Origin of the sequence: Salinicola peritrichatus, from assembly GCF_003206715.1 — a bacterium.
GTDB classification, from domain to species: Bacteria; Pseudomonadota; Gammaproteobacteria; order Pseudomonadales; family Halomonadaceae; genus Salinicola; species Salinicola peritrichatus.
Genome location: NZ_PZJU01000048.1, coordinates 1 through 19,155 on the forward strand (window position 1 = coordinate 1; position 19,155 = coordinate 19,155).

Here is a 19,155-nt window from a genome sequence, read left to right on the forward strand (position 1 = left end):
TCAGACAGAGCGTAGTCGGCTCTCAAGGCCTGGGTCCTGTACTGCACAGGGCTCAGGCCTTTTAGTGTCAGTTTGATGCGTTCGTGATTGTAGTAGTGGATATAGTGATCGATCCCTCGCTGCAGCTGCTCGAGCGTCTCGAACCGATTCAGGTGGAAGTACTCGGCCTTGAGGGTGCCGAAGAAACTCTCCATCGCCGCGTTGTCCAGACAGTTGCCTTTCCGCGACATGCTCTGGACCAGGGATCTCTCCGCCAGCAAACGCCGGTAAGCGGGATGTTGATAATGCCATCCTTGATCGGAGTGCAGCTGCGGCTTGTCCGCTGGATTCAGTCGAGCCAACGCCTTGTGCAGCATGCCACTCACCAGTGATAGGGCCGGCCGCTTGCCTGTCTGGTAGGCCACGATCTCACCGTTATAGAGGTCCATGACCGGCGACAGATACAGTTTCTGGCCGTTGACGCTGAACTCCGTGATATCGGTGACCCACTTCTGGTTAGGCCATTGTGCCTGGAACTGGCGGTCGAGCAGATTGGGCGCGATTCGCCCTACGGTTCCTCGATAGGAGCGGTATCGCTTTCGACGTACCAGGGACATCAGGCCCAGTCTGTTCATCAGTCGCTGCACGGTCTTGTGATTGACCGTTTCGCCCGCCTGCTTCAAGACGGCCGTGATGCGACGGTAACCGTAACGTCCCCGGTGGTGGTCGTAGATTTGGCGTATCCGCGTTTTCAGGGCCGCGTATTTGTCACCTGTGCTCTGAGCCTTACGCTGATAGTAGAACGTGCTGCGCGAAAGACCAGCCGCCCGCAGCAGCAAGGCGAGGGGTTGCTCATGCCTTAATCCCTGGACGGTTTGCGCTTTTTGCCTCGCGCCGCCGCCTGCTCTTCCCGGATCAAGGCATCGAGCTTTTTTAGGTAGGCGTTCTCGGCACGCAGGTAAGCGAGCTCTTCGAGCAACTCCTTCTGAGAGCGCTCTTCATCGGGAGAGGGTGGTGAAGGCGGCTTCTTCGACATTGGGCGGCGTCCCTTACGCTTGGGTTCCAGGGCAGTCAGACCTCCACTATGGTATTGACGTTCCCATCTGCCAATAGCGCTGCGTTCGCGGATATCGAACAGGGCCGCCGTCTGTCGTTGGGACAGGCCATCCCGCCACATCCGCTCAAGCACCTCCTGCTTGAAGGTCGCACTGCGGTGACTGTATTTTTTGCGCAATCCCGACATGCCATGCTGTCGGTAGGTTTCCAGCCATTGGTGTACGGTGGACTTATCCAGGCCATGCTGGCGAGCTATCTCCCCCGGACTGACGTCCTCACGTAAACACTGCTGAACAACCCGCAGTTTGAAGCTCTCGTCGTATCTCGCCATCAAAAACACCCCGAAGGTTGGATGGGTGTCCAACTTTAGGGGTGCAGTTCAAATCCCGTCGCCTCTTTTTTTGCGCGTGACCGGCTATTCGCCCAGCGTCGGCGGCAATCTCGCCAGATCGCCACTGGCCGCCTCGAAGGCGCGCGCCAGTTGCAGCACGCCCCAGTCGTCCCGGGGCCGGCCGATCAGTTGAAAGCCCATCGGCAGGCCGGCGTCGTTGAGTCCGGCCGGCAGGCTGATCGTCGGAGCGCCGAGCATCGAGGCGGGAATCACGACTTCCATCCAGCGGTGATAGGTATCCATCGTGCGCCCGGCGATCTCGCGCGGCCAGTGCGTCTCCACGTCGAACGGAAAGACCTGGGCGCTGGGCATGGCCAGGTAGTCGAAGCGCTCGAACAGCGCGCTCCAGGCTCGGTAGGCATCGCCACGCTGGACGTTGGCCACGTGGATATCCTGCGCCGAGAGCGCCAGACCGCGTTCGACCTCCCACTGCGCTTCCGGCTTCAAGTGCTCTCGGGTGGCGGGGGCGACGTAGAGCGCCCCCAGGTTGCCGGCGACGGCCCAGTGGCGCAGCGTCGTCCAGCTTTCCCACAGCATCTCGGCGTCGAAGGGCAGATCGATCGCTTCCACCTCGCAGCCCAGCGGGGCGAAGCGGTCCAGCGCCGCTCTGCATTGCGAGAGCACGCCCGCTTCCATCGCCAGATGCCCCCGCCAGTCGCCGAGCCAGCCGATCCGCAACCCGTGAACGTCGCGGTCGAGCGCGCCGGAAACGCTGCTGCCGTCGGGAATCAGCGGCTCCCCCAGCGAGAGCGGGACGCGTGGATCGAAGCCGGACTGCGTGTCGAGCAGGCGGGCCACGTCTTCGACGGTTCGCCCCATCGGGCCGTTGGTGGCGAGCTGTTGACCGAACGGGTCGGCGACGAGACCGGGCACGCGGCCAAACGAGGGGCGAAAGCCGATCACGTGATTGAAGGCGGCGGGGTTTCGCAACGAGCCCATCATGTCGCTGCCGTCGGCGACCGGCAGCATCCGCATGGCTAGCGCTGCCGCCGCGCCACCGCTGGAGCCGCCGGCGGTACGCGAAAAATCGAAGGCGTTGCGAGTGGCGCCGAATACCGGGTTGTAGGATTGCGAGCCCAGGCCGAATTCCGGCGTATTGGTCTTGCCGATGAAGATCGCGCCGGCTGCACGCATGCGCTCGCTCATCAGGCTGTCCTGCTGGGCGATCTGGCCGGAGAACAGCGGAGAACCCTGGGTCGTCGGGAAGCCTTGGGCGTCGGAGAGATCCTTGATCGCCTGCGGGAAGCCATGCATCCAGCCGCGCGACTGCCCCGCAGCGAGTTCGCGATCGGCGAGCTCGGCCTCGGCGAGCAACGGGGCGCGCTCGCGGCGGGAGATGATGGCGTTGACGATAGGGTTCACGGCGTCGATATGATCGAGGTAGGCGATCATGACCTCGCGACAGGAGACCGATCGGTCATGGATGCGCTGCGACAGCCTGGTCGCCTCCCAGGTGACGATCTCGTTCAGCGGCGGTCGGACAGGCGTGCGGTCGGAAGCGTTAGACATCGGCAAAGATCCCGGCAAAAGAGGGTGTCGATCAGCATACCGCAGTCAGGTGACTGTCATGCCGCTACGGCACGTCAGGCAGTCTTCTCTCCGATCCGATCTTGATGCAACCGTTCGTCTGGGCGCTCGGATTCGGCCATGCAGCCCTGGGTGACGCCAGGTTCAGCAAAGACGAGACATGCACCCAGCAGAATCCATCGAAGGTCTAATGGCATTCTGGTATGATGTATGACAACATATCGATAGAATCCTGCTTCCGCTTGCGCCATTTTAGCGCGGCGGCAGTCGGCCGAATGTCTGCATACGTTAACCCATGATAAGGGGAATCAGGTGAATTTTTCCAAAGAAGCGGTCGTTACCTCTATCACCGACGGTTTGCTGTCGTTCCCGGTGACCGATTTCGATGCCAACGGCAAGTTCGATGTCGAAAGCTACCGTCGCCGTCTGCTGTGGCTGAAGGAGTATGAAGTTTCCGCCCTTTTCGTGGCTGGCGGCACTGGCGAATTCTTCAACATCACCATCGATGAATATCGTGAAATCGTCAAAGTCGCCGTGGAAACCATCGGTGGGCACGTGCCGGTCATCGCCAGCGCCGGCCAGAGTGCCGAACTCGCCAAGGCGCACGCCAAGGCCGCCCAGGAAGCGGGCGCCGATGGCATTCTGCTGATGCCGCCGTACCTGACCGAGTGCCCGGAATCCGGCATCGTCGAGTACGCCGCCAGCGTCTGCGATTCCACCGACCTCAACGTGATCTACTACAACCGTGCCAACGGCTATCTCACCGTCAATGCCGTTCAGGCATTGGCCGATCGCTGCCCGAACCTGGTCGGCCTGAAAGACGGCAAGGGCGACATGCAGGCGCTCAACATCATCATCAAGACGCTGGGCGATCGCCTCGCCTACGTTGGTGGCGTGCCGACGGCCGAGATCATTGCCGAAGCCTATCTGGCCATTGGCGTCAGCACCTATTCTTCCGCGGTGTTCAACTTCGTGCCGGACATGGCCGTGAAGTTCTACAAGGAGCTGCGCAAGGGCAATAGCGAGTTCGTGCGTCAGGCGACTCGCGAGTTCTTCATTCCGTTCGTCACTATGCGCGATACCCAGAAAGGCTATGCCGTCAGTCTGATCAAGGCCGGTGCCGACCTGGTCGGTTATCCGGGTGGCGACGTGCGTGCGCCGCTGACCATGCCCAACGAGAAAGAGCGGGCCACGCTCAAGCAGTTGATCGAAAAAGCCAACGCGCTCTGAGCCGATTGATGCGCTGATTGACAAGACGGGGCGGTCTCGAGACCGCCCTGGTTATCTCTGGGCGCTGGGCCTCGACTGTGCAGCGCGCGCCCGTATTGCCGACGGAGGAGTTCAATGCCGAGTCATGGCACGCCTACCATCACCGATATGCAGGTCATTCCGGTCGCCGGTCGCGACAGCATGTTGCTCAATATCGGTGGTGCACATTCGCCTTACTTCACCCGCAACCTGATCCTCCTCGAAGACAGTGCCGGTAATGTCGGCGTGGGCGAAGCGCCGGGTGGCGAGACGATCCAGCGCTCTCTGGAGCAGGCGCGCCCACTGGTAATCGGTCAGCCCATCGGCAAGCTGCGCTCGATGGTGGCATCGCTGCACTCCGCCGGTCGTGGCGCCGATTTCGAGGATTTCGGCAAGGGTTCCTGGACCTTCGAGCTGCGTGTCAATGCGGTGGCGGCGCTCGAAGCCGCTCTGCTCGATCTGTTCGGCAAGTTCCTCGACGTGCCGGTGGCCGAGTTGCTGGGCGACGGCAAGCAGCGCGATAGCGTCGAGGTGCTGGGCTATCTGTTCTTCATCGGCGATGGTCACGCCACCCCGCTGGGCTATCGTCGTGGTACTGAGCGTCGCGGAACCGAGGACGCCAGCCACGACTGGTACCGCCTGCGCGACGAAGCGGCAATGACGCCGCAGCGTATTGTCGAGCTGGCCGAGGCGGCCCACGATCGCTACGGTTTCAGGGATTTCAAGCTCAAGGGCGGCGCGCTGCCGGGCGAGCAGGAAATCGAAGCGGTCACGGCGTTGCACAATGCGTTTCCCGAGGCGCGAGTGACGATCGATCCCAACGGCGCGTGGTCGTTGCAGGAGGCGATCCGCCTTTGCAAGAACCTGCACGGCGTCATCGCCTATGCCGAGGATCCTTGCGGGGCGGAGCAGGGCTTCTCCGGTCGCGAGATCCTGGCCGAGTTCCGCCATGCCACCGGATTGCCGGTCGCCACCAACATGGTGGCTACCAACTGGCGCGAGATGGCTCATGCACTGATGCTGCGTTCGGTCGACATTCCGCTGGCCGATCCGCACTTCTGGACGCTTTCCGGCGCGGTGCGTGTCTCCCAGCTGTGCCAGGACCATGGCATGACCTGGGGCTCGCACTCCAACAATCACTTCGATATCTCGCTGGCGATGTTCGCCCAGGTCGGGGCGGCGGCCGTCGGCCGCACCACCGCACTGGATACCCACTGGATCTGGCAGGAGGGCGATGCCCGGCTGACCCGTGAGTCGCCGCAGATCGTCGATGGCAAGGTTGCCGTCACCGACGCTCCCGGGCTGGGTATCGAGGTCGACATGGAACAGATCGAGCAGGCCAACGCGCTCTATCGCAGCCTGCCTGCCGGCGGGCGCAACGACGCCATGGCGATGCAATATCTGATCGATGGCTGGCAGTTCGATCCCAAGCGTCCGGCGCTGGTACGTTGAAATGGCCGTGCGGTGGACGCATGTAGTCAGGATTGCCCGGCGGGAACGACCCCGCTCGGTCACGATGTCGAGACACGATGCCAAGGCGGGTGAAAGACAAGTTGCATCCGGCCTAATGCCGGAAGATGAATGAGTATCCACCATCACTGCAGGAGGCAACATGAATCTGACAGGTGAAATGCTGATCGGTCAGCAGGCCGTCAAGGGTAGTCGCGATCCGATCCAGGCGATCAATCCGGCGACCAACGAGCGCTTGGATCCGAGCTATCCCGGTGGCACTCAGACCGAAGTCGATCGCGCCTGCGAACTGGCGTGGAGTGCCTTCGACAGCTATCGCGAAACCTCGCTGGAGGAGCGCGCCACGTTTCTGGAAACCGTTGCCGACGAGATCGAAGCGATCGGTGATGACCTGATCGAGCGTGCCGTGGCCGAGTCCGGTCTGCCGCAGGGTCGTATCCAGGGCGAGCGGGGTCGTACCTGCGGTCAGTTGCGGCTGTTCGCGCGGGTGGTGCGCGACGGCGAATGGCTCGACGTGCGCGTCGACCCGGCGCTGCCGGATCGCCAGCCGCTGCCGCGCAACGACCTGCGTCAGCGCCAGATCGCCCTCGGTCCGGTGGTGGTATTCGGCGCCAGCAACTTCCCGCTGGCGTTCTCCGTCGCCGGCGGCGACACCGCCTCCGCGCTGGCCGCCGGCTGTCCGGTGATCGTCAAGGCGCACTCCGCGCATCCCGGCACCAGCGAACTGGTCGGCCGCGCGATCCAGGCGGCGGTCAAGAAGTGTGGGCTGCCGGAAGGCGTGTTCTCGCTGATGTTCGGTTCCGGGCGCGAAGTCGGCCAGGCGCTGGTCACCGATCCGCGCATCAAGGCCGCCGGCTTCACCGGTTCGCGCAGCGGCGGCCTGGCGCTGTGGAAAGCCGCGCAGTCGCGCCCCGAGCCGATCCCGTTCTATGCCGAGATGAGTTCGATCAACCCGGTGTTCCCGCTGCCGGCGGCGCTCAAGGCGCGTGGCCAGGAGATGGGCAAGGCGTTCGTCGGCTCGCTCAACATGGGTGCCGGCCAGTTCTGCACCAATCCGGGGCTGGTGATCGCGATCAAAGGGCCGGAACTGGATGCCTTCGTCGCCGCCGCCGGTGACGCGGTCAAGGCCAGCGCTGCCCAGACCATGCTCACGCCGGGAATCTTCGAAGCCTACGAAAGTGGCGTCAAAGGCCTGGCCGGCAGCGGCAAGGCGCGCGAAGTCGCGCGTGGCCAGAAGGGCGAGGGGCCGAACCAGTGCCAGACCGGCCTGTTCGTGACCTCGGCGCAGGATTTCCTCGGTAACGAAGCGCTGCAGGCGGAAATCTTCGGCTCCACCTCGCTGGTGGTCGAGTGCGCCGACGCGGCCGAACTCAAGCAGGTCGCCGAGCATCTGGAAGGCCAGCTGACCGCCACGCTGCAGATGGACGATGCCGACATCGACGCCGCCAAGGCGCTGCTGCCGACGCTGGAACGCAAGGCAGGCCGTATTCTGGTCAATGGCTGGCCGACCGGGGTCGAGGTGTGCGACGCCATGGTCCACGGCGGGCCGTTCCCGGCGACCTCAGATTCGCGTACCACCTCCGTGGGCACCGCGGCGATCTTCCGCTTCCTGCGTCCGGTCTGCTACCAGGACCTGCCGGACGCGCTGTTGCCGGCGGCGCTCAAGCACGACAATCCGCTCAAGCTGCGGCGGCTGGTCGACGGCAAGCGCGAGGGCTGATTCGCCCAATCATCGCGGCGACATCGTCGCGTCGTAGGCTGATCTAGCGAAGGCCACTCCTCACGGGGTGGCCTTTTTCATGAATGGCTGGCGTGCTGGCCGGCGAATCATCCGCTATTTCGCCGGCCTTCCGGCCATCGTGAAGCCTCGCCGGCTTTTCAGACAGAACGTGGGCATAGGTCGCTGGCGAGGTGCGGGATATGGCATAACATGAGCAATCGATAACCGTACAAAGACAACGAATCACGGGTAGGTTGCCAATGGCCGAACATACGATCGACATCGGAAGCCGGCGCTATCGCTTCGACAGCCTCGGGGCGCTGATGGCCGCCGCCACGCCCCGGCGTTCCGGCGACGAATTGGCGGGCATCGCCGCCGCCAGCGCCGAGGAGCGCGCCGCTGCCCAGATGGCGCTGGCCGAACTGCCATTGAGGCGGTTTCTGGAAGAGCCGCTGATCCCCTACGAGGAAGACGAAATCACCCGGCTGATCCTCGACCGCCATGACCGCGGCGCCTTCGCCCCGGTCGCCGGCCTGAGCGTCGGCGAGTTCCGCAACTGGCTGCTCTCCGAGCGCGCCGATGGCGAATCGCTGGCCCGGCTGGCGCCCGGGCTGACGCCGGAGATGGTGGCGGCGGTATCCAAGCTGATGCGGGTTCAGGATCTGGTGCTGGCGGCGCGCAAGTGCCGGGTGGTGACGCGCTTTCGCAATACCATCGGCCTGCCCGGACGGCTGTCGACCCGGCTGCAGCCCAACCATCCCACCGACGATGCCAGCGGCATCGCCGCCAGCATTCTCGATGGCCTGCTCTACGCCAGCGGCGACGCGGTGATCGGCATCAATCCGGCCGGCGACAACACCGGCACGGTGGTGACACTGTTGAAGATGCTCGACGAGATCATCGCTCGCTACGAGATCCCCACCCAGAGCTGCGTGCTGACCCATGTCACCACCGCGATCGAAGCGATCGAACGTGGCGCGCCCACCGATCTGGTATTCCAGTCGATCGCCGGCACCGAGGCGGCCAATCGCGGTTTCGGCATCGATCTGGCGCTGCTGCGGGAAGGCCGCGAGGCGGCGTTGTCGCTGCATCGGGGCACGCTGGGCAACAACGTGATGTACTTCGAGACCGGCCAGGGCAGCGCGCTCTCCGCCGACGCCCATCACGGCCTCGACCAGCAGACGCTGGAGGCGCGCGCCTACGCCGTGGCCCGCGAGTTCGAGCCGCTGCTGGTCAATACCGTGGTCGGCTTCATCGGCCCCGAATACCTGTTCGACGGCAAGCAGATCATCCGCGCCGGGCTGGAGGATCACTTCTGCGGCAAGCTGCTCGGGGTGCCGATGGGTTGCGACATCTGCTACACCAACCACGCCGAAGCCGACCAGGACGACATGGACATGCTGCTGACGCTGCTCGGCGCCGCCGGCTGCCATTACATCATGGGCATTCCCGGCTCCGACGACATCATGCTCAACTACCAGACCACCTCGTTCCACGACGCGCTCTACCTGCGTCAGGTGCTCGGCCTGCGTCCGGCACCGGAGTTCGAAGAGTGGCTCGAGACCAGCGGCATCTATCGCCACGGCCACGGCATCGCCTTCGAGCGCGAGCTGCCGGCGCGCTTCCAGGCGGTGCTGGGGCAGGCGCAAGCGGACGCCACCGGCGAGGAGGCGGCGCCATGAGCGGGGATGATGGGCAGCGCGAAATCACCGTCGACAACCCCTGGCAGCGGCTGCGCGAGTTAACCGACGCGCGGATCGGCCTGGGGCGCGTCGGCGGCAGCCTGCCCACGGCGGCGCAACTGGCGTTCCAGATGGATCACGCCCGTGCCCGCGACGCGGTGCACATGGCGCTGGATACCGAACGCCTGATGCCGGAGCTGGATGAGCGCTTCGCGCTGGCGCTGCGGTTGCACAGCCAGGCCGCCGACCGCAGCGAGTACCTGCGCCGGCCGGACCTCGGGCGGCGCTTGAGCGAAGCCTCGCGGCAGGAACTGGCGCGCCTGCCGGCCGGGAGTTGCGACGTCTCGATCTGCGTGGTCGATGGGCTTTCCGCGCGGGCGATCCACGAGCAGGCGATCCCGTTCCTGGATGCCGCGCTGCCGGAGATCGAACGGCTGGGGCTGTCGCCGGGGCCGGTGGCACTGGTCGAGCAGGGGCGGGTGGCGATCGGCGACCCGATCGGCGAGGCGCTCGGTGCGCGCATGAGCGTGGTGCTGATCGGCGAGCGCCCCGGGCTCAGCTCGCCGGACAGCCTGGGGCTCTACTTCACCTGGGCGCCGAGAGCCGGGCGCCGCGACAGCGAGCGCAACTGTATCTCCAACATCCGCCCGCGCGGCTTGAGTTATGCCAATGCCGCCAGGCTGCTCGCCTACCTGATGCGCCAGGCCCAGGCACTGGGCGCCTCCGGCGTGGTGCTCAAGGATGACAGCGAGGTCGATTCACGACTGGGCGATGGGCGAACCGGCAATTTCCTGTTGCCGCCCGTGACCGGGGCGCCTTGACTCTCGGGGCCGGCAGCAGGCTTAGATGAACTTGGCCTTAGGCGCAAAATAGATCGTTTGCGCTAATCCATCCTTCGCGCGCAAGCTGGGCCTCGATCCGCACAGGCAACAATTCAACGACGCGGGAGAGAACCATGAAACGCCCCAATGTTTTGATACTGATGGCCGATCAGGTCAACGGTACGCTATTCGACGATGGTCCGGCCGACTTCCTGCACATGCCGCATCTGAAGGCGCTGGCGGAGCGCTCGGTGCGTTTTCGTAATGCCTACACCCCGAGTCCGCTGTGCGCGCCGGGCCGGGCGGCCTTCATGTCGGGCCAGTTGCCTTCGCGCACCGGCGTCTACGACAACGCCGCCGAATTCCCTTCCAGCATCCCGACCTGGGCGCACCATCTGCGGCGCAGCGGCTACCACACCTGCCTGTCGGGCAAGATGCACTTCGTCGGTCCGGATCAGCTGCATGGTTTCGAACAGCGCCTGACCACCGACGTCTATCCGGCCGACTTCGGCTGGACGCCGGACTATCGCAAGCCGGGCGAGCGCATCGACTGGTGGTATCACAACCTGGGTTCGGTCACCGGCGCCGGGGTGGCCGAGATCTCCAACCAGATGGAGTACGACGACGAAGTCGCCTTCCTCGCCGAACAGAAGCTCTACGATCTGGCGCGCGGTCATGACCTCCGGCCCTGGGCGATGTGCGTGAGTTTCACCCATCCCCACGACCCCTACGTGGCGCGGCGCCAGTTCTGGGAGCTCTACGAAGACTGCGAGCATCTCGAGCCGACACTGGGCACGGTGCCCTACGAGGAACAGGACCCGCATTCCCAGCGGCTCTATGTCGCCAACGACTATACGAAGTTCGATATCCAGCCCGAGCATGTGCGGCGCGCCCGGCGCGGCTACTTCGCCAATCTCTCCTACGTCGACGACAAGGTCGGCGGCATTCTCGACGTGCTCGAACGCACGCGGATGCTCGACGACACCATCGTGCTGTTCGTCTCCGACCATGGCGACATGCTCGGCGAGCGCGGGCTATGGTTCAAGATGAGCCCGTTCGAAGGCTCGTCGCGGGTACCGCTGATGATCGCCGCGCCCGGCGTCGAGCCTCGCGGAGTGGACGATCCGGTCTCGTCGCTCGACGTCAACGCCACCCTGGCCGATCTGGTCGGCATCGACCTTTCCGACATCGAGCCCTGGACCGACGGCGAGTCGCTGCTGCCGCTGATGCATGGCGCGAAACGCGAAACCCCGGTCTACATGGAGTATGCCGCCGAGGGCACCAACGCACCGCTGGTGACGATTCGCCAGGGCCGCTACAAGTTCAACCACTGCGAGCTCGATCCGCCGCAACTGTTCGACCTCGAGGCCGATCCGCTGGAGCAGCGCAACCTGGCCGACGATCCGGAGCATGCCGGCATCTTCGCCGACCTGCAGCGCCAATGCCGCGAGCGCTGGGACATGACCCAATTCGACGCCGAGGTACGCGAGAGCCAGGCGCGGCGGCTGATCGTCTACGAGGCATTGCGCAACGGCGCCTACTATCCGTGGGATCACCAGCCGCTACGCGTGGCCTCCGAGCGCTACATGCGCAATCACATGGACCTCAACATATTGGAAGAGTCCCAGCGCTTCCCGCGCGGGGAGTAGATCACGGGGTAGCGGCTTCATGGGAAACGACGTGGAACACCCTCATGACGAGGTGTGCGTCGACCGCGTACAATGGGGTTTCGACTTTGGTCGATCGTCGCTCCATCCACGCCGTTTCCCGCGAGACCCACCGCTGTGCTCTCTACTGCCAACATCACCATGCAGTTTGGCCCCAAGCCGCTGTTCGAGAACGTTTCCGTCAAATTCGGCGAGGGCCATCGCTATGGCCTGATCGGCGCCAACGGCTGCGGCAAATCCACCTTCATGAAGATTCTGGGCGGCGATCTCGAGCCCTCCGGCGGTCAGGTTGTGAAGGATTCCACCACACGGCTGGGCAAGCTGCGCCAGGATCAGTTCGCGTTCGAGAACGAGCGCGTGATCGACACCGTGATCATGGGCCACGAGGAGTTGTGGCAGGTGGCGGCCGAGCGCGAGCGCATCTACGCCCAGGCGGAAATGAGCGAAGAGGACGGCATGAAGGTGGCCGATCTCGAGGTGCGTTTCGCCGAACTCGACGGTTACACCGCCGAGGCCCGCGCCGGCGAGCTGCTGCTGGGGCTGGGAATTCCGCTCGAACAGCACACCGAGCCGATGAGCGTGGTCGCGCCGGGCTGGAAGCTGCGCGTACTGCTGGCCCAGGCGCTGTTCAGCGATCCGGACGTGCTGCTGCTCGACGAGCCCACCAACCACCTGGACATCAACACCATCCGCTGGCTGGAAGGCGTGTTGCGGACGCGCAGTTCGACGATGATCGTCATCTCCCACGATCGTCACTTCCTGAACAGCGTCTGCACCCATATGGCGGATCTCGACTACGGCGAGCTGCGGCTGTTCCCGGGTAATTACGACGAGTACATGATCGCCGCCACCCAGGCCCGCGAACGCCTGCACGCCGAGAATGCCAAGAAGAAGGCCGAGATCGCCGAACTCCAGCAGTTCGTCAGCCGTTTCTCGGCCAACGCCTCCAAGGCCAAGCAGGCAACCTCGCGCCAGCGCAAGATCGACAAGATCCAGCTCGAGGAGGTCAAGCCGTCGTCGCGGGTCAGCCCGTTCATTCGCTTCGAGCAGACCAAGAAGATCCACCGCCATGCGCTGACGGTGGAGAAGCTCTCCAAGGCGTGGGGCGACAACGTGCTGTTCGAGCGTTTCGGCCTGCAGATCGAGGCCGGCGAGCGGGTGGCGATCATTGGCCCCAACGGGATCGGCAAGACCACGCTGCTCAACTGCCTGGTCGGCGCGATGACGCCGGATGTCGGCGAGGTGAAATGGACCGACGCCGCCGAGGTGGGCTATTTCGCCCAGGACCATGCCGCCGATTTCGAGGGCGGCGAGACGCTGTTCGAGTGGATGCGCCAGTGGACCACCGAGGGCGAGCAGACGGTGCGTGGCGCGCTGGGGCGGATGCTGTTCTCCAACGACGACATCGGCAAGTCGGTCAAGGTGATCTCCGGCGGCGAGCAGGGCCGCATGCTGTTCGGCAAGCTGACCCTGCAGAAGCCCAACGTGCTGGTGATGGACGAACCCACCAATCACCTCGACATGGAATCGATCGAGGCACTCAATCTGGCGCTGGACAACTATCCGGGCACGCTGATCTTCGTCAGCCATGACCGTGAATTCGTCGGCTCGCTGGCCACCCGCATCATCGAGATGAAAGAGGATGGCATCGTCGACTTCAGCGGCAACTACGACGACTACCTGCGCAGCCAGGGTGTTTACGGCTAGGATGGTCAGAAATATCCGAGCTGGCCCTAGGTGCTGACCTATGCAAACAGAGATCGATCGAGCGGCAGTCGTGCGAACTTTACGCCATGAGCTGGATGAGCGGTTGCTGGCGATCTATGCCTTCGGTAGCCGGATAGCGGGCCAGGCGCGGCAGGATAGCGATCTGGACCTCGCCGTGCTGCTCGCCGGCAAGGCCGATCCGGTCGCGCTGTGGAACCTCGCTCAGGCGCTGGCGGTAACGCTTGACCTCGATGTCGACCTCATCGATCTGCGCGATGCCTCTACCGTCATGCAGTATCGCGTCATCACCAGCGGGGAGCGCTGGTGGACGCGCGATACGCAAGCCGACCTGTTCGAAGCGTTCGTGCTCAACGACAAGATGGCACTGGACGAAGCGCGGGCGCCGCTACTGGCGGACATCGAGCGGGAGGGTCACGTGCATGGCCGATGATGTTTTGATCAACAAGGCGGCGACGATCGAGCGCTGTATCGCTCGCGCCCGCGAAGAGTACGCCAAGGATCCCGCCACCTTCGTTGCCGATTTCACCCGCCAGGATGCTGCCATCCTCAATATCCAGCGGGCCTGCGAGGCGGCGTTGGACATGGGGCATTACCTAATTCGGCGCGAACGCCTGGGCGTGCCGCAGAGTTCCCGCGATGTGTTCACGCTGCTGGCGCGGGCGGCCTGGATCGACGCTGAAACGGCGGACGTGATGCGTCGGATGGTGGGGTTTCGCAATATCGCCGTGCACGACTATCAGAAGCTTCAGTCGGCCATCACCGTGGCAATCGTCGAAAGGCATCTGCATGACTTCCTGCGCTATACGGAGCAGTTGCTGACCCACTAATCGGAGAGTCTCGACCTCGCCCGCAGGATTTTGGGGTATGCTTGAATGTCGATCGGCACACTGACGCGCCGGCCTTTCCCGCATCAGGGGACTCGACGAAGGAGCGACGAGAGATGACATCACGGATGCGATTTGCCTCCCTATTGCTGGGCGCCGCGCTGGCGGCAATAGCGTCTACCGCCAAGGCGCTGCCCTCCAGCTTCGCCACTGGCACCACCTATTACGATCCCGAGCGTGCCTACAACGGCTTCGTGCTGTTTCCCGGCGGCGATCGCAAGACCCACCTGATCGACATGAACGGCAACGAGGTGCATCGCTGGGATTACGAGAGCTTCCCGCCGGTGCCGCTGACCGCCGACCAGGCGAATGGCGAGAAAGGCCATCTGCTGGTGCAACTGGCACGCGCCGAGAAACTGCCCGACCACGCCAGCCCCGGTAACGGCCTGACCAACGCCTCCGTCGCCGAAGTCGACTGGGACGGCAAGGTGCAGTGGCAGTGGGGCGGCCAGCAGAATCCGGTCTATCAGCACCACGACATGCGCCGCCTTGCCAACGGCAACAATCTGGTGATGACCGCCGAGATACGCGAGCTCAACGGTTTCGACTATCCGATCATCGATAACGGGGTCGAAGAGGTCAATGCCGACGGCAAGGTCGTGTGGGAATGGAAAGCCGGCGATCATCTCGACGAGATGGGCTTCTCCGACAGGCGGATGCGCGCGCTCAAGGACTCCGAGGATCCCGATTTCCTGCACCTCAACACCGCCGTGCCGGTGGGACCGAACCACTGGTTCGACGAAGGCGACGCGCGCTTCGCGCCGGACAATATCCTGGTCAATTCGCGCAACGCCAACGTGACGTTCATCGTCGACAAGAACAGTGGCGACATCGTCTGGCGCGTCGGGCCCGACTTCCCCGCGCTGCAGCTCACTGGCAAGCTCGGCCGGCCGATAGACCAGACGGTGGGTTCCCACGACGTGCATATCATTCCCGAGGGACTGCCCGGCGCCGGCAATCTGCTGATTTTCGACAATCAGGGCAACGCCGGCTTCCCGCCCGCCAAGCAGGGCTTCTTCTCGTCGTCCCGGGTGATCGAGGTCGACCCGAGCAGCCAGAAGATCGTCTGGCAGTACACCGGCAATCAGTCCGGCCGCTCGCCGTACACCTTCTACAGCTCGTTCATCAGCAGTGCGCGACGTTTGCCCAACGGCAATACGCTGATCGACGAAGGCCAGAACGGGCGCCTGTTCCAGGTGACGCCGGATGGCGAGATCGTGTGGGAGTACGTCAGTCCCTACTTCGGCAAATCGATGCCGGAGGACGACTACGTCACCAACCAGGTCTACCGCGCGCAACTGGTCGACTACGCCTGGGCGCCGGACGGCATGCCGCACGAAGAGACGGCGGTCAAGCCGGATTGCGACCATTACGTGGCAGCGCCCGGTTGCCATCCGGGCGAGTGAGACCTGCCCCGCCGGCGTGACGACACCCTGTCGCACGCCGGCGGGATGCAGGCGGCGCGGTCTCTGCGTACACTGCCGTGACCCTTTCCCGCGCGAATTTTCATCTCATGCCTAGTGAAGCCCCATGCTCCCCGACAGCCCAGAACCCCCGGTGCGATGCCCCGCTCGATGCCCCGCTCGATGTGCTGATCGTGGGAGGCGGGGCGACGGGACTGGCGGCGGCCTGGGCGCTGGCCAAGCGCGGGCAGCGGGTGACGCTGCTCGAACGTGAGCCCCGCACCGGCGGCAACATTCGCAGCGAGCGCGACGGCGAGTGGCAGATCGAACATGGCCCCAACACCGTGATCATGAAGCCGCCGCTCTATGCCCTGCTCGAGGAACTCGAGCTGCTCGCCGAAGCGCAGCCGGCCAACACCACCAGTCGCAAACGCTACGTGGCGCTCGACGGCCGGCCGCAGGCGTTGCCGATGGGACCGCTGGATGCGTTGCGCTCGCCGCTGATCGGTTGGCATGGTTGGGCCCGTCTGCTGCGGGAACCCTTCGTCAAACCCGCCGATACCGGCGAAGCCGACACCAATAATGAAGAGAGCCTGGCGAGCTTCGTCCAGCGTCGGCTCGGCCCACGCATTCTCGAGCGCATGGTCGATCCCTTCGTTTCCGGCGTCTATGCCGGCGACCCGTCGAGGCTCTCGGTGCGGGCGGCGATGCCGCGCCTGGCGGCGCTGGAATGCGATCACGGCTCGTTGCTGCGGGGCGGCCTGGCGCACCTGCGGCAGCGGCGTCGCGAACCGCCCGGCGTTCCCGCCGAATGGCGCGGCAAGCTGGTCAGCTTCCCCCAGGGTCTGCAGCGGCTGGCCGGGCGTCTGGCGGAACGGATTGCCGCCCAGCCGACGTCGACCATCGCCTGCGAACGGGAGATCGTCGGCGTGCGCCGCGAGGGGGAAAATTGGGTGGCCTGGGCGCGTGAAGGACGGGAATGGCGCGCCAGGCATCTGGTTCTGGCGGTGCCGGCGCTGGCGGCGGCCCGGCTGCTGGCGCCGCTGGACGCGGCCCTGGCGCAGCCGCTCGAGGCGATCGACTATCCGCCGGTCAACGCCATCGCGCTGGGCTTTCGCGAGGGGGACATCGGTCATCCGCTGGATGGCTTCGGCGTACTGATTCCGCGCAGCGAAGGCCGGCGCACGCTGGGGGCGTTGTTCGCCTCGACGCTGTTTCCCGGGCGCGCGCCGGCGGGCCACAAGCTGATCAACGCCTTCATCGGCGGGCAGCGGGACCCGGCCGCGGCGGAAGGCGACGACGATACCCAGGTCGCGCGAGTCCTCGCCGATCTGAGCGATCTGCTGGACATTCGCGGCGAGCCGGTGTGGCGCAGGGTCAGCCGTTGGCCACGGGCGATACCGCAATATGAGCTGGGACATCTGGCACGCATCGAGGCGCTGGATGCCGCCCTGGAGCGCCATCCCGGTCTTACACTGGCAGGCAACTGGCGCGGCGGCATCGCGGTGGGGGACTGTCTGGAGAATGGGCGATTGGTGGGCGAGAGCCTGGCGTTTCCCTAGGAGCCTGTTCACAATCTGCTGCGCGTCGGCCAAACGTTGTTGAGCCGGAGCGCAGCGGAGACAACAGCCGAAGGCTGGCCCGTAGGGCGAGCGGAGCGAGTTCAAACGACTTCGGAATACTCATTTACCCCTAATGTAAACTCGTACGCGAGCCCGGTCCTTTCCTCAGTCGTTTTCGCCTAGTTTGATCCTAGCTCGCGAGATCGTGAACGGGCCCTAGACGCCCTGGAAGACTCTCGGATTGTAGATCGCCTGCTGAGTGGCATCGACCAAACCGACTTCGCTCATGCGGGGGTGCCTGGGATTGATGACAGCGATATTTTCCAGCCCACCGGGTACAGCGCAGCTGGGCACCAGCAGTACAAGGTTGCGATTGCTGCGTAACCATTCGCTGCCCATCGCCCGCGTGGATCCAGGATGCGGATACAGGTTCCAATCATCCGCCAGGTCGTCCAAAGTCCAGGTATCCACTGCATCGTCGGGAACATCGAAGATGCCGACTCGATAGCTGGCGGGCACCAGCCGAGGCGAAGGTAGGTAATTCCCCATCTCGAGCATGGCAACGCTCACCGATGTACCCAGGTATAGGACCGGATCTCCCGGCTCATTCCAGCGGCCGCCATTCTCAAAGCTCCCGCCGCGTCCATTGAGCACCGGCAACCACCGCGCGGGACCAATCCGGTAAAGCCGCATCAACTGAACTCGCCACACTCGATCGCGCGAAGGGCACCACGAACCAGCTGACGACCATGAAACGTATCGCAAAGCGCCACCGGAGTTTCACCGGCAAGCGCCGTGACCGGGGTTCGCAGCCACTCGAGCGCCATTTCGCGATCTCCGAATACTCGCTGGGCATAATTGATTAGGCCAAGCAGATCAAGCACTTCCTCGGATTGCGTGCGCGAAAGTGCCGGCCGTTGATAGGCCCTGTGAAGGTTGCCCGACGTCGTCTCCAGCAGGTTCACGAAGAGCAGGCGGAAGTCGGGATGATCGCCCAGGATGGTGATGGCATCGCGAACCAGGTGGCCCGGAACGCCACGCCGGGCCGTTCGGATCACCGCCGCTGGTTCCTCGGCGATGCCTTCGAAAAAAGGTCGGTCGAAGGCTGCGGGGCTTTCTTGCACTTCCATGGTTGCTCCCGGGACGCAGAGTGACAACTTCTATTTGATGTAATCTTAGCATCATTTTGATGAATTCATGCAAGTTCCAAGCCCCGACCGACTACCGGCATTTTACTTCTCGACCAGCTCGGCAACCGACTTCAACACTTCCTTGGGCCGGAACGGGTAGCGCTCGATCTCGGTCTGATCGGCGATGCCGCTCAGCACCAGCACCGTATGCATGCCCGCCTCGATGCCGGCGACGATATCGGTATCCATGCGGTCGCCGATCATGCCGGTGCCGTCGGAATGCACGCCGAGCTTGTTCAGCGCCGAGCGGAACATCATCGGATTGGGCTTGCCGACCACGTAGGGCGTGCGCCCGGTGGCACGGGTGATCAGCGCGGCTACCGCCCCCGTCGCGGGTAGTGCGCCCTCGGCGCTGGGGCCGGTGGCATCCGGGTTGGTGGCGATGAAGCGCGCGCCCTTGTTGATCAGCCGGATCGCCTTGGTGATCGCCTCGAACGAGTAGGAACGGGTCTCGCCCAGCACCACGTAGTCAGGGGCGGTATCGGTCATGATGAAACCGGCTTCGTGAATCGCGGTGGTCAGCCCCGCCTCGCCGATGACGAACGCCGAACCCCCCGGCGCCTGGTCGCGCAGAAAAGCGGCGGTGGCCAGCGCCGAGGTCCAGATCTTGTCCTCGGGAACTTCCAGGCCGCTGTGGTGCAGGCGAGCGCTCAGATCTCGAGGTGTGAAGATCGAGTTGTTGGTCAGCACCAGAAACGGAATCTCCCGCTCCCGCCACTGCTGGATCAGCTCCGCCGCGCCGGGCAGTGCCTTGTCTTCATGGACCAGCACGCCGTCCATGTCGGTCAGCCAAGATTTGATGTTGCGTTTGCTCACGCGCCTGCGTC

At 64.3% G+C, this 19,155-nt stretch carries 16 protein-coding genes; 11 read left to right on the plus strand and 5 right to left on the minus strand.

Annotated elements, in window-relative coordinates:
* Window positions 1-1,366, minus strand: a protein-coding gene (locus tag DOM57_RS16075; RefSeq protein ID WP_110650265.1) for an IS3 family transposase whose coding sequence is annotated in 2 segments (ribosomal slippage) — window positions 1-916 and window positions 916-1,366 — 1,367 coding nt annotated over the 2 segments. Because the reading frame shifts where the segments join, the coding sequence is not laid out codon by codon here. This gene is flagged as partial in the annotation.
* An 84-nt stretch (window positions 1,367-1,450) separates the two neighbouring features.
* Window positions 1,451-2,935, minus strand: a complete 1,485-nt coding sequence (locus DOM57_RS16080; protein WP_110650210.1) for an amidase — start codon at window positions 2,933-2,935, stop codon at window positions 1,451-1,453.
* Window positions 2,936-3,265: 330 nt separating this feature from the next.
* Between DOM57_RS16080 and kdgD the strand changes: the two genes are divergently transcribed.
* The 11 genes from kdgD to hemG all read left to right on the plus strand — a co-directional run bounded on the left by kdgD (window position 3,266) and on the right by hemG (window position 17,138).
* Window positions 3,266-4,183 carry a 5-dehydro-4-deoxyglucarate dehydratase gene (gene kdgD / locus DOM57_RS16085; protein ID WP_087720451.1) on the plus strand — a complete coding sequence of 306 codons (918 nt, stop codon included), beginning with the start codon at window positions 3,266-3,268 and terminating at the stop codon, window positions 4,181-4,183.
* Between the two features lie 114 nt (window positions 4,184-4,297).
* Window positions 4,298-5,653, plus strand: a complete 1,356-nt coding sequence (locus DOM57_RS16090; RefSeq protein ID WP_087720452.1) for an enolase C-terminal domain-like protein — start codon at window positions 4,298-4,300, stop codon at window positions 5,651-5,653.
* A 160-nt stretch (window positions 5,654-5,813) separates the two neighbouring features.
* Window positions 5,814-7,391 carry an aldehyde dehydrogenase (NADP(+)) gene (locus DOM57_RS16095; RefSeq protein ID WP_110650211.1) on the plus strand — a complete coding sequence of 526 codons (1,578 nt, stop codon included), beginning with the start codon at window positions 5,814-5,816 and terminating at the stop codon, window positions 7,389-7,391.
* Window positions 7,392-7,651: 260 nt separating this feature from the next.
* Window positions 7,652-9,073, plus strand: coding sequence for an ethanolamine ammonia-lyase subunit EutB (locus tag DOM57_RS16100; RefSeq protein WP_110650212.1), 1,422 nt, complete (start codon window positions 7,652-7,654; stop codon window positions 9,071-9,073).
* A complete protein-coding gene (eutC, locus tag DOM57_RS16105) occupies window positions 9,070-9,894 on the plus strand; it encodes an ethanolamine ammonia-lyase subunit EutC (protein WP_110650213.1) in 825 nt (274 codons plus the stop codon). The genes DOM57_RS16100 and eutC overlap by 4 nt, the downstream gene beginning before the upstream one ends.
* Before the next feature lie 134 nt (window positions 9,895-10,028).
* A complete protein-coding gene (gene betC / locus DOM57_RS16110) occupies window positions 10,029-11,543 on the plus strand; it encodes a choline-sulfatase (RefSeq protein ID WP_110650214.1) in 1,515 nt (504 codons plus the stop codon).
* Window positions 11,544-11,678: 135 nt separating this feature from the next.
* Window positions 11,679-13,268: an ABC-F family ATPase gene (locus tag DOM57_RS16115; protein ID WP_110650215.1), complete on the plus strand. Its 1,590-nt coding sequence runs from the start codon at window positions 11,679-11,681 to the stop codon at window positions 13,266-13,268.
* Window positions 13,269-13,338: 70 nt separating this feature from the next.
* Window positions 13,339-13,719 carry a type VII toxin-antitoxin system MntA family adenylyltransferase antitoxin gene (gene mntA, locus DOM57_RS16120; protein ID WP_239496272.1) on the plus strand — a complete coding sequence of 127 codons (381 nt, stop codon included), beginning with the start codon at window positions 13,339-13,341 and terminating at the stop codon, window positions 13,717-13,719.
* Window positions 13,709-14,116, plus strand: a complete 408-nt coding sequence (gene hepT, locus DOM57_RS16125) for a type VII toxin-antitoxin system HepT family RNase toxin (RefSeq protein ID WP_110650217.1) — start codon at window positions 13,709-13,711, stop codon at window positions 14,114-14,116. Before mntA ends, hepT begins: the two co-directional genes overlap by 11 nt.
* 113 nt (window positions 14,117-14,229) lie before the next feature.
* A complete protein-coding gene (locus tag DOM57_RS16130) occupies window positions 14,230-15,579 on the plus strand; it encodes an aryl-sulfate sulfotransferase (RefSeq protein ID WP_110650218.1) in 1,350 nt (449 codons plus the stop codon).
* A gap of 107 nt (window positions 15,580-15,686) precedes the next feature.
* A complete protein-coding gene (gene hemG, locus DOM57_RS16135) occupies window positions 15,687-17,138 on the plus strand; it encodes a protoporphyrinogen oxidase (protein WP_110650219.1) in 1,452 nt (483 codons plus the stop codon).
* A 216-nt stretch (window positions 17,139-17,354) separates the two neighbouring features.
* On the opposite strand, the gene DOM57_RS16140 is transcribed toward hemG, so the two are convergent.
* From DOM57_RS16140 to DOM57_RS16150, 3 genes are all read right to left on the minus strand, one after another.
* Window positions 17,355-17,831, minus strand: a complete 477-nt coding sequence (locus DOM57_RS16140; RefSeq protein ID WP_110650220.1) for an RES family NAD+ phosphorylase — start codon at window positions 17,829-17,831, stop codon at window positions 17,355-17,357.
* Window positions 17,831-18,268 carry an MbcA/ParS/Xre antitoxin family protein gene (locus DOM57_RS16145; protein WP_110650221.1) on the minus strand — a complete coding sequence of 146 codons (438 nt, stop codon included), beginning with the start codon at window positions 18,266-18,268 and terminating at the stop codon, window positions 17,831-17,833. The genes DOM57_RS16140 and DOM57_RS16145 overlap by 1 nt, the downstream gene beginning before the upstream one ends.
* A 102-nt stretch (window positions 18,269-18,370) precedes the next feature.
* Window positions 18,371-19,144, minus strand: coding sequence for an HAD-IIA family hydrolase (locus tag DOM57_RS16150; protein WP_239496273.1), 774 nt, complete (start codon window positions 19,142-19,144; stop codon window positions 18,371-18,373).
* Window positions 19,145-19,155: the final 11 nt, after the last annotated feature.

Excerpts from the sequence above, each read along its gene's own strand:
- DOM57_RS16080 (WP_110650210.1), bottom strand. The coding sequence starts at position 2,935 with ATGTCTAACGCTTCCGACCGCACGCCTGTCCGACCGCCGCTGAACGAG.
- DOM57_RS16090 (WP_087720452.1), top strand. The coding sequence starts at position 4,298 with ATGCCGAGTCATGGCACGCCTACCATCACCGATATGCAGGTCATTCCG.
- DOM57_RS16095 (WP_110650211.1), top strand. The coding sequence starts at position 5,814 with ATGAATCTGACAGGTGAAATGCTGATCGGTCAGCAGGCCGTCAAGGGT.
- DOM57_RS16100 (WP_110650212.1), top strand. The coding sequence starts at position 7,652 with ATGGCCGAACATACGATCGACATCGGAAGCCGGCGCTATCGCTTCGAC.
- eutC (WP_110650213.1), top strand. The coding sequence starts at position 9,070 with ATGAGCGGGGATGATGGGCAGCGCGAAATCACCGTCGACAACCCCTGG.
- betC (WP_110650214.1), top strand. The coding sequence starts at position 10,029 with ATGAAACGCCCCAATGTTTTGATACTGATGGCCGATCAGGTCAACGGT.
- hepT (WP_110650217.1), top strand. The coding sequence starts at position 13,709 with ATGGCCGATGATGTTTTGATCAACAAGGCGGCGACGATCGAGCGCTGT.
- DOM57_RS16130 (WP_110650218.1), top strand. The coding sequence starts at position 14,230 with ATGACATCACGGATGCGATTTGCCTCCCTATTGCTGGGCGCCGCGCTG.
- hemG (WP_110650219.1), top strand. The coding sequence starts at position 15,687 with ATGCCTAGTGAAGCCCCATGCTCCCCGACAGCCCAGAACCCCCGGTGC.
- DOM57_RS16140 (WP_110650220.1), bottom strand. The coding sequence starts at position 17,831 with ATGCGGCTTTACCGGATTGGTCCCGCGCGGTGGTTGCCGGTGCTCAAT.
- DOM57_RS16145 (WP_110650221.1), bottom strand. The coding sequence starts at position 18,268 with ATGGAAGTGCAAGAAAGCCCCGCAGCCTTCGACCGACCTTTTTTCGAA.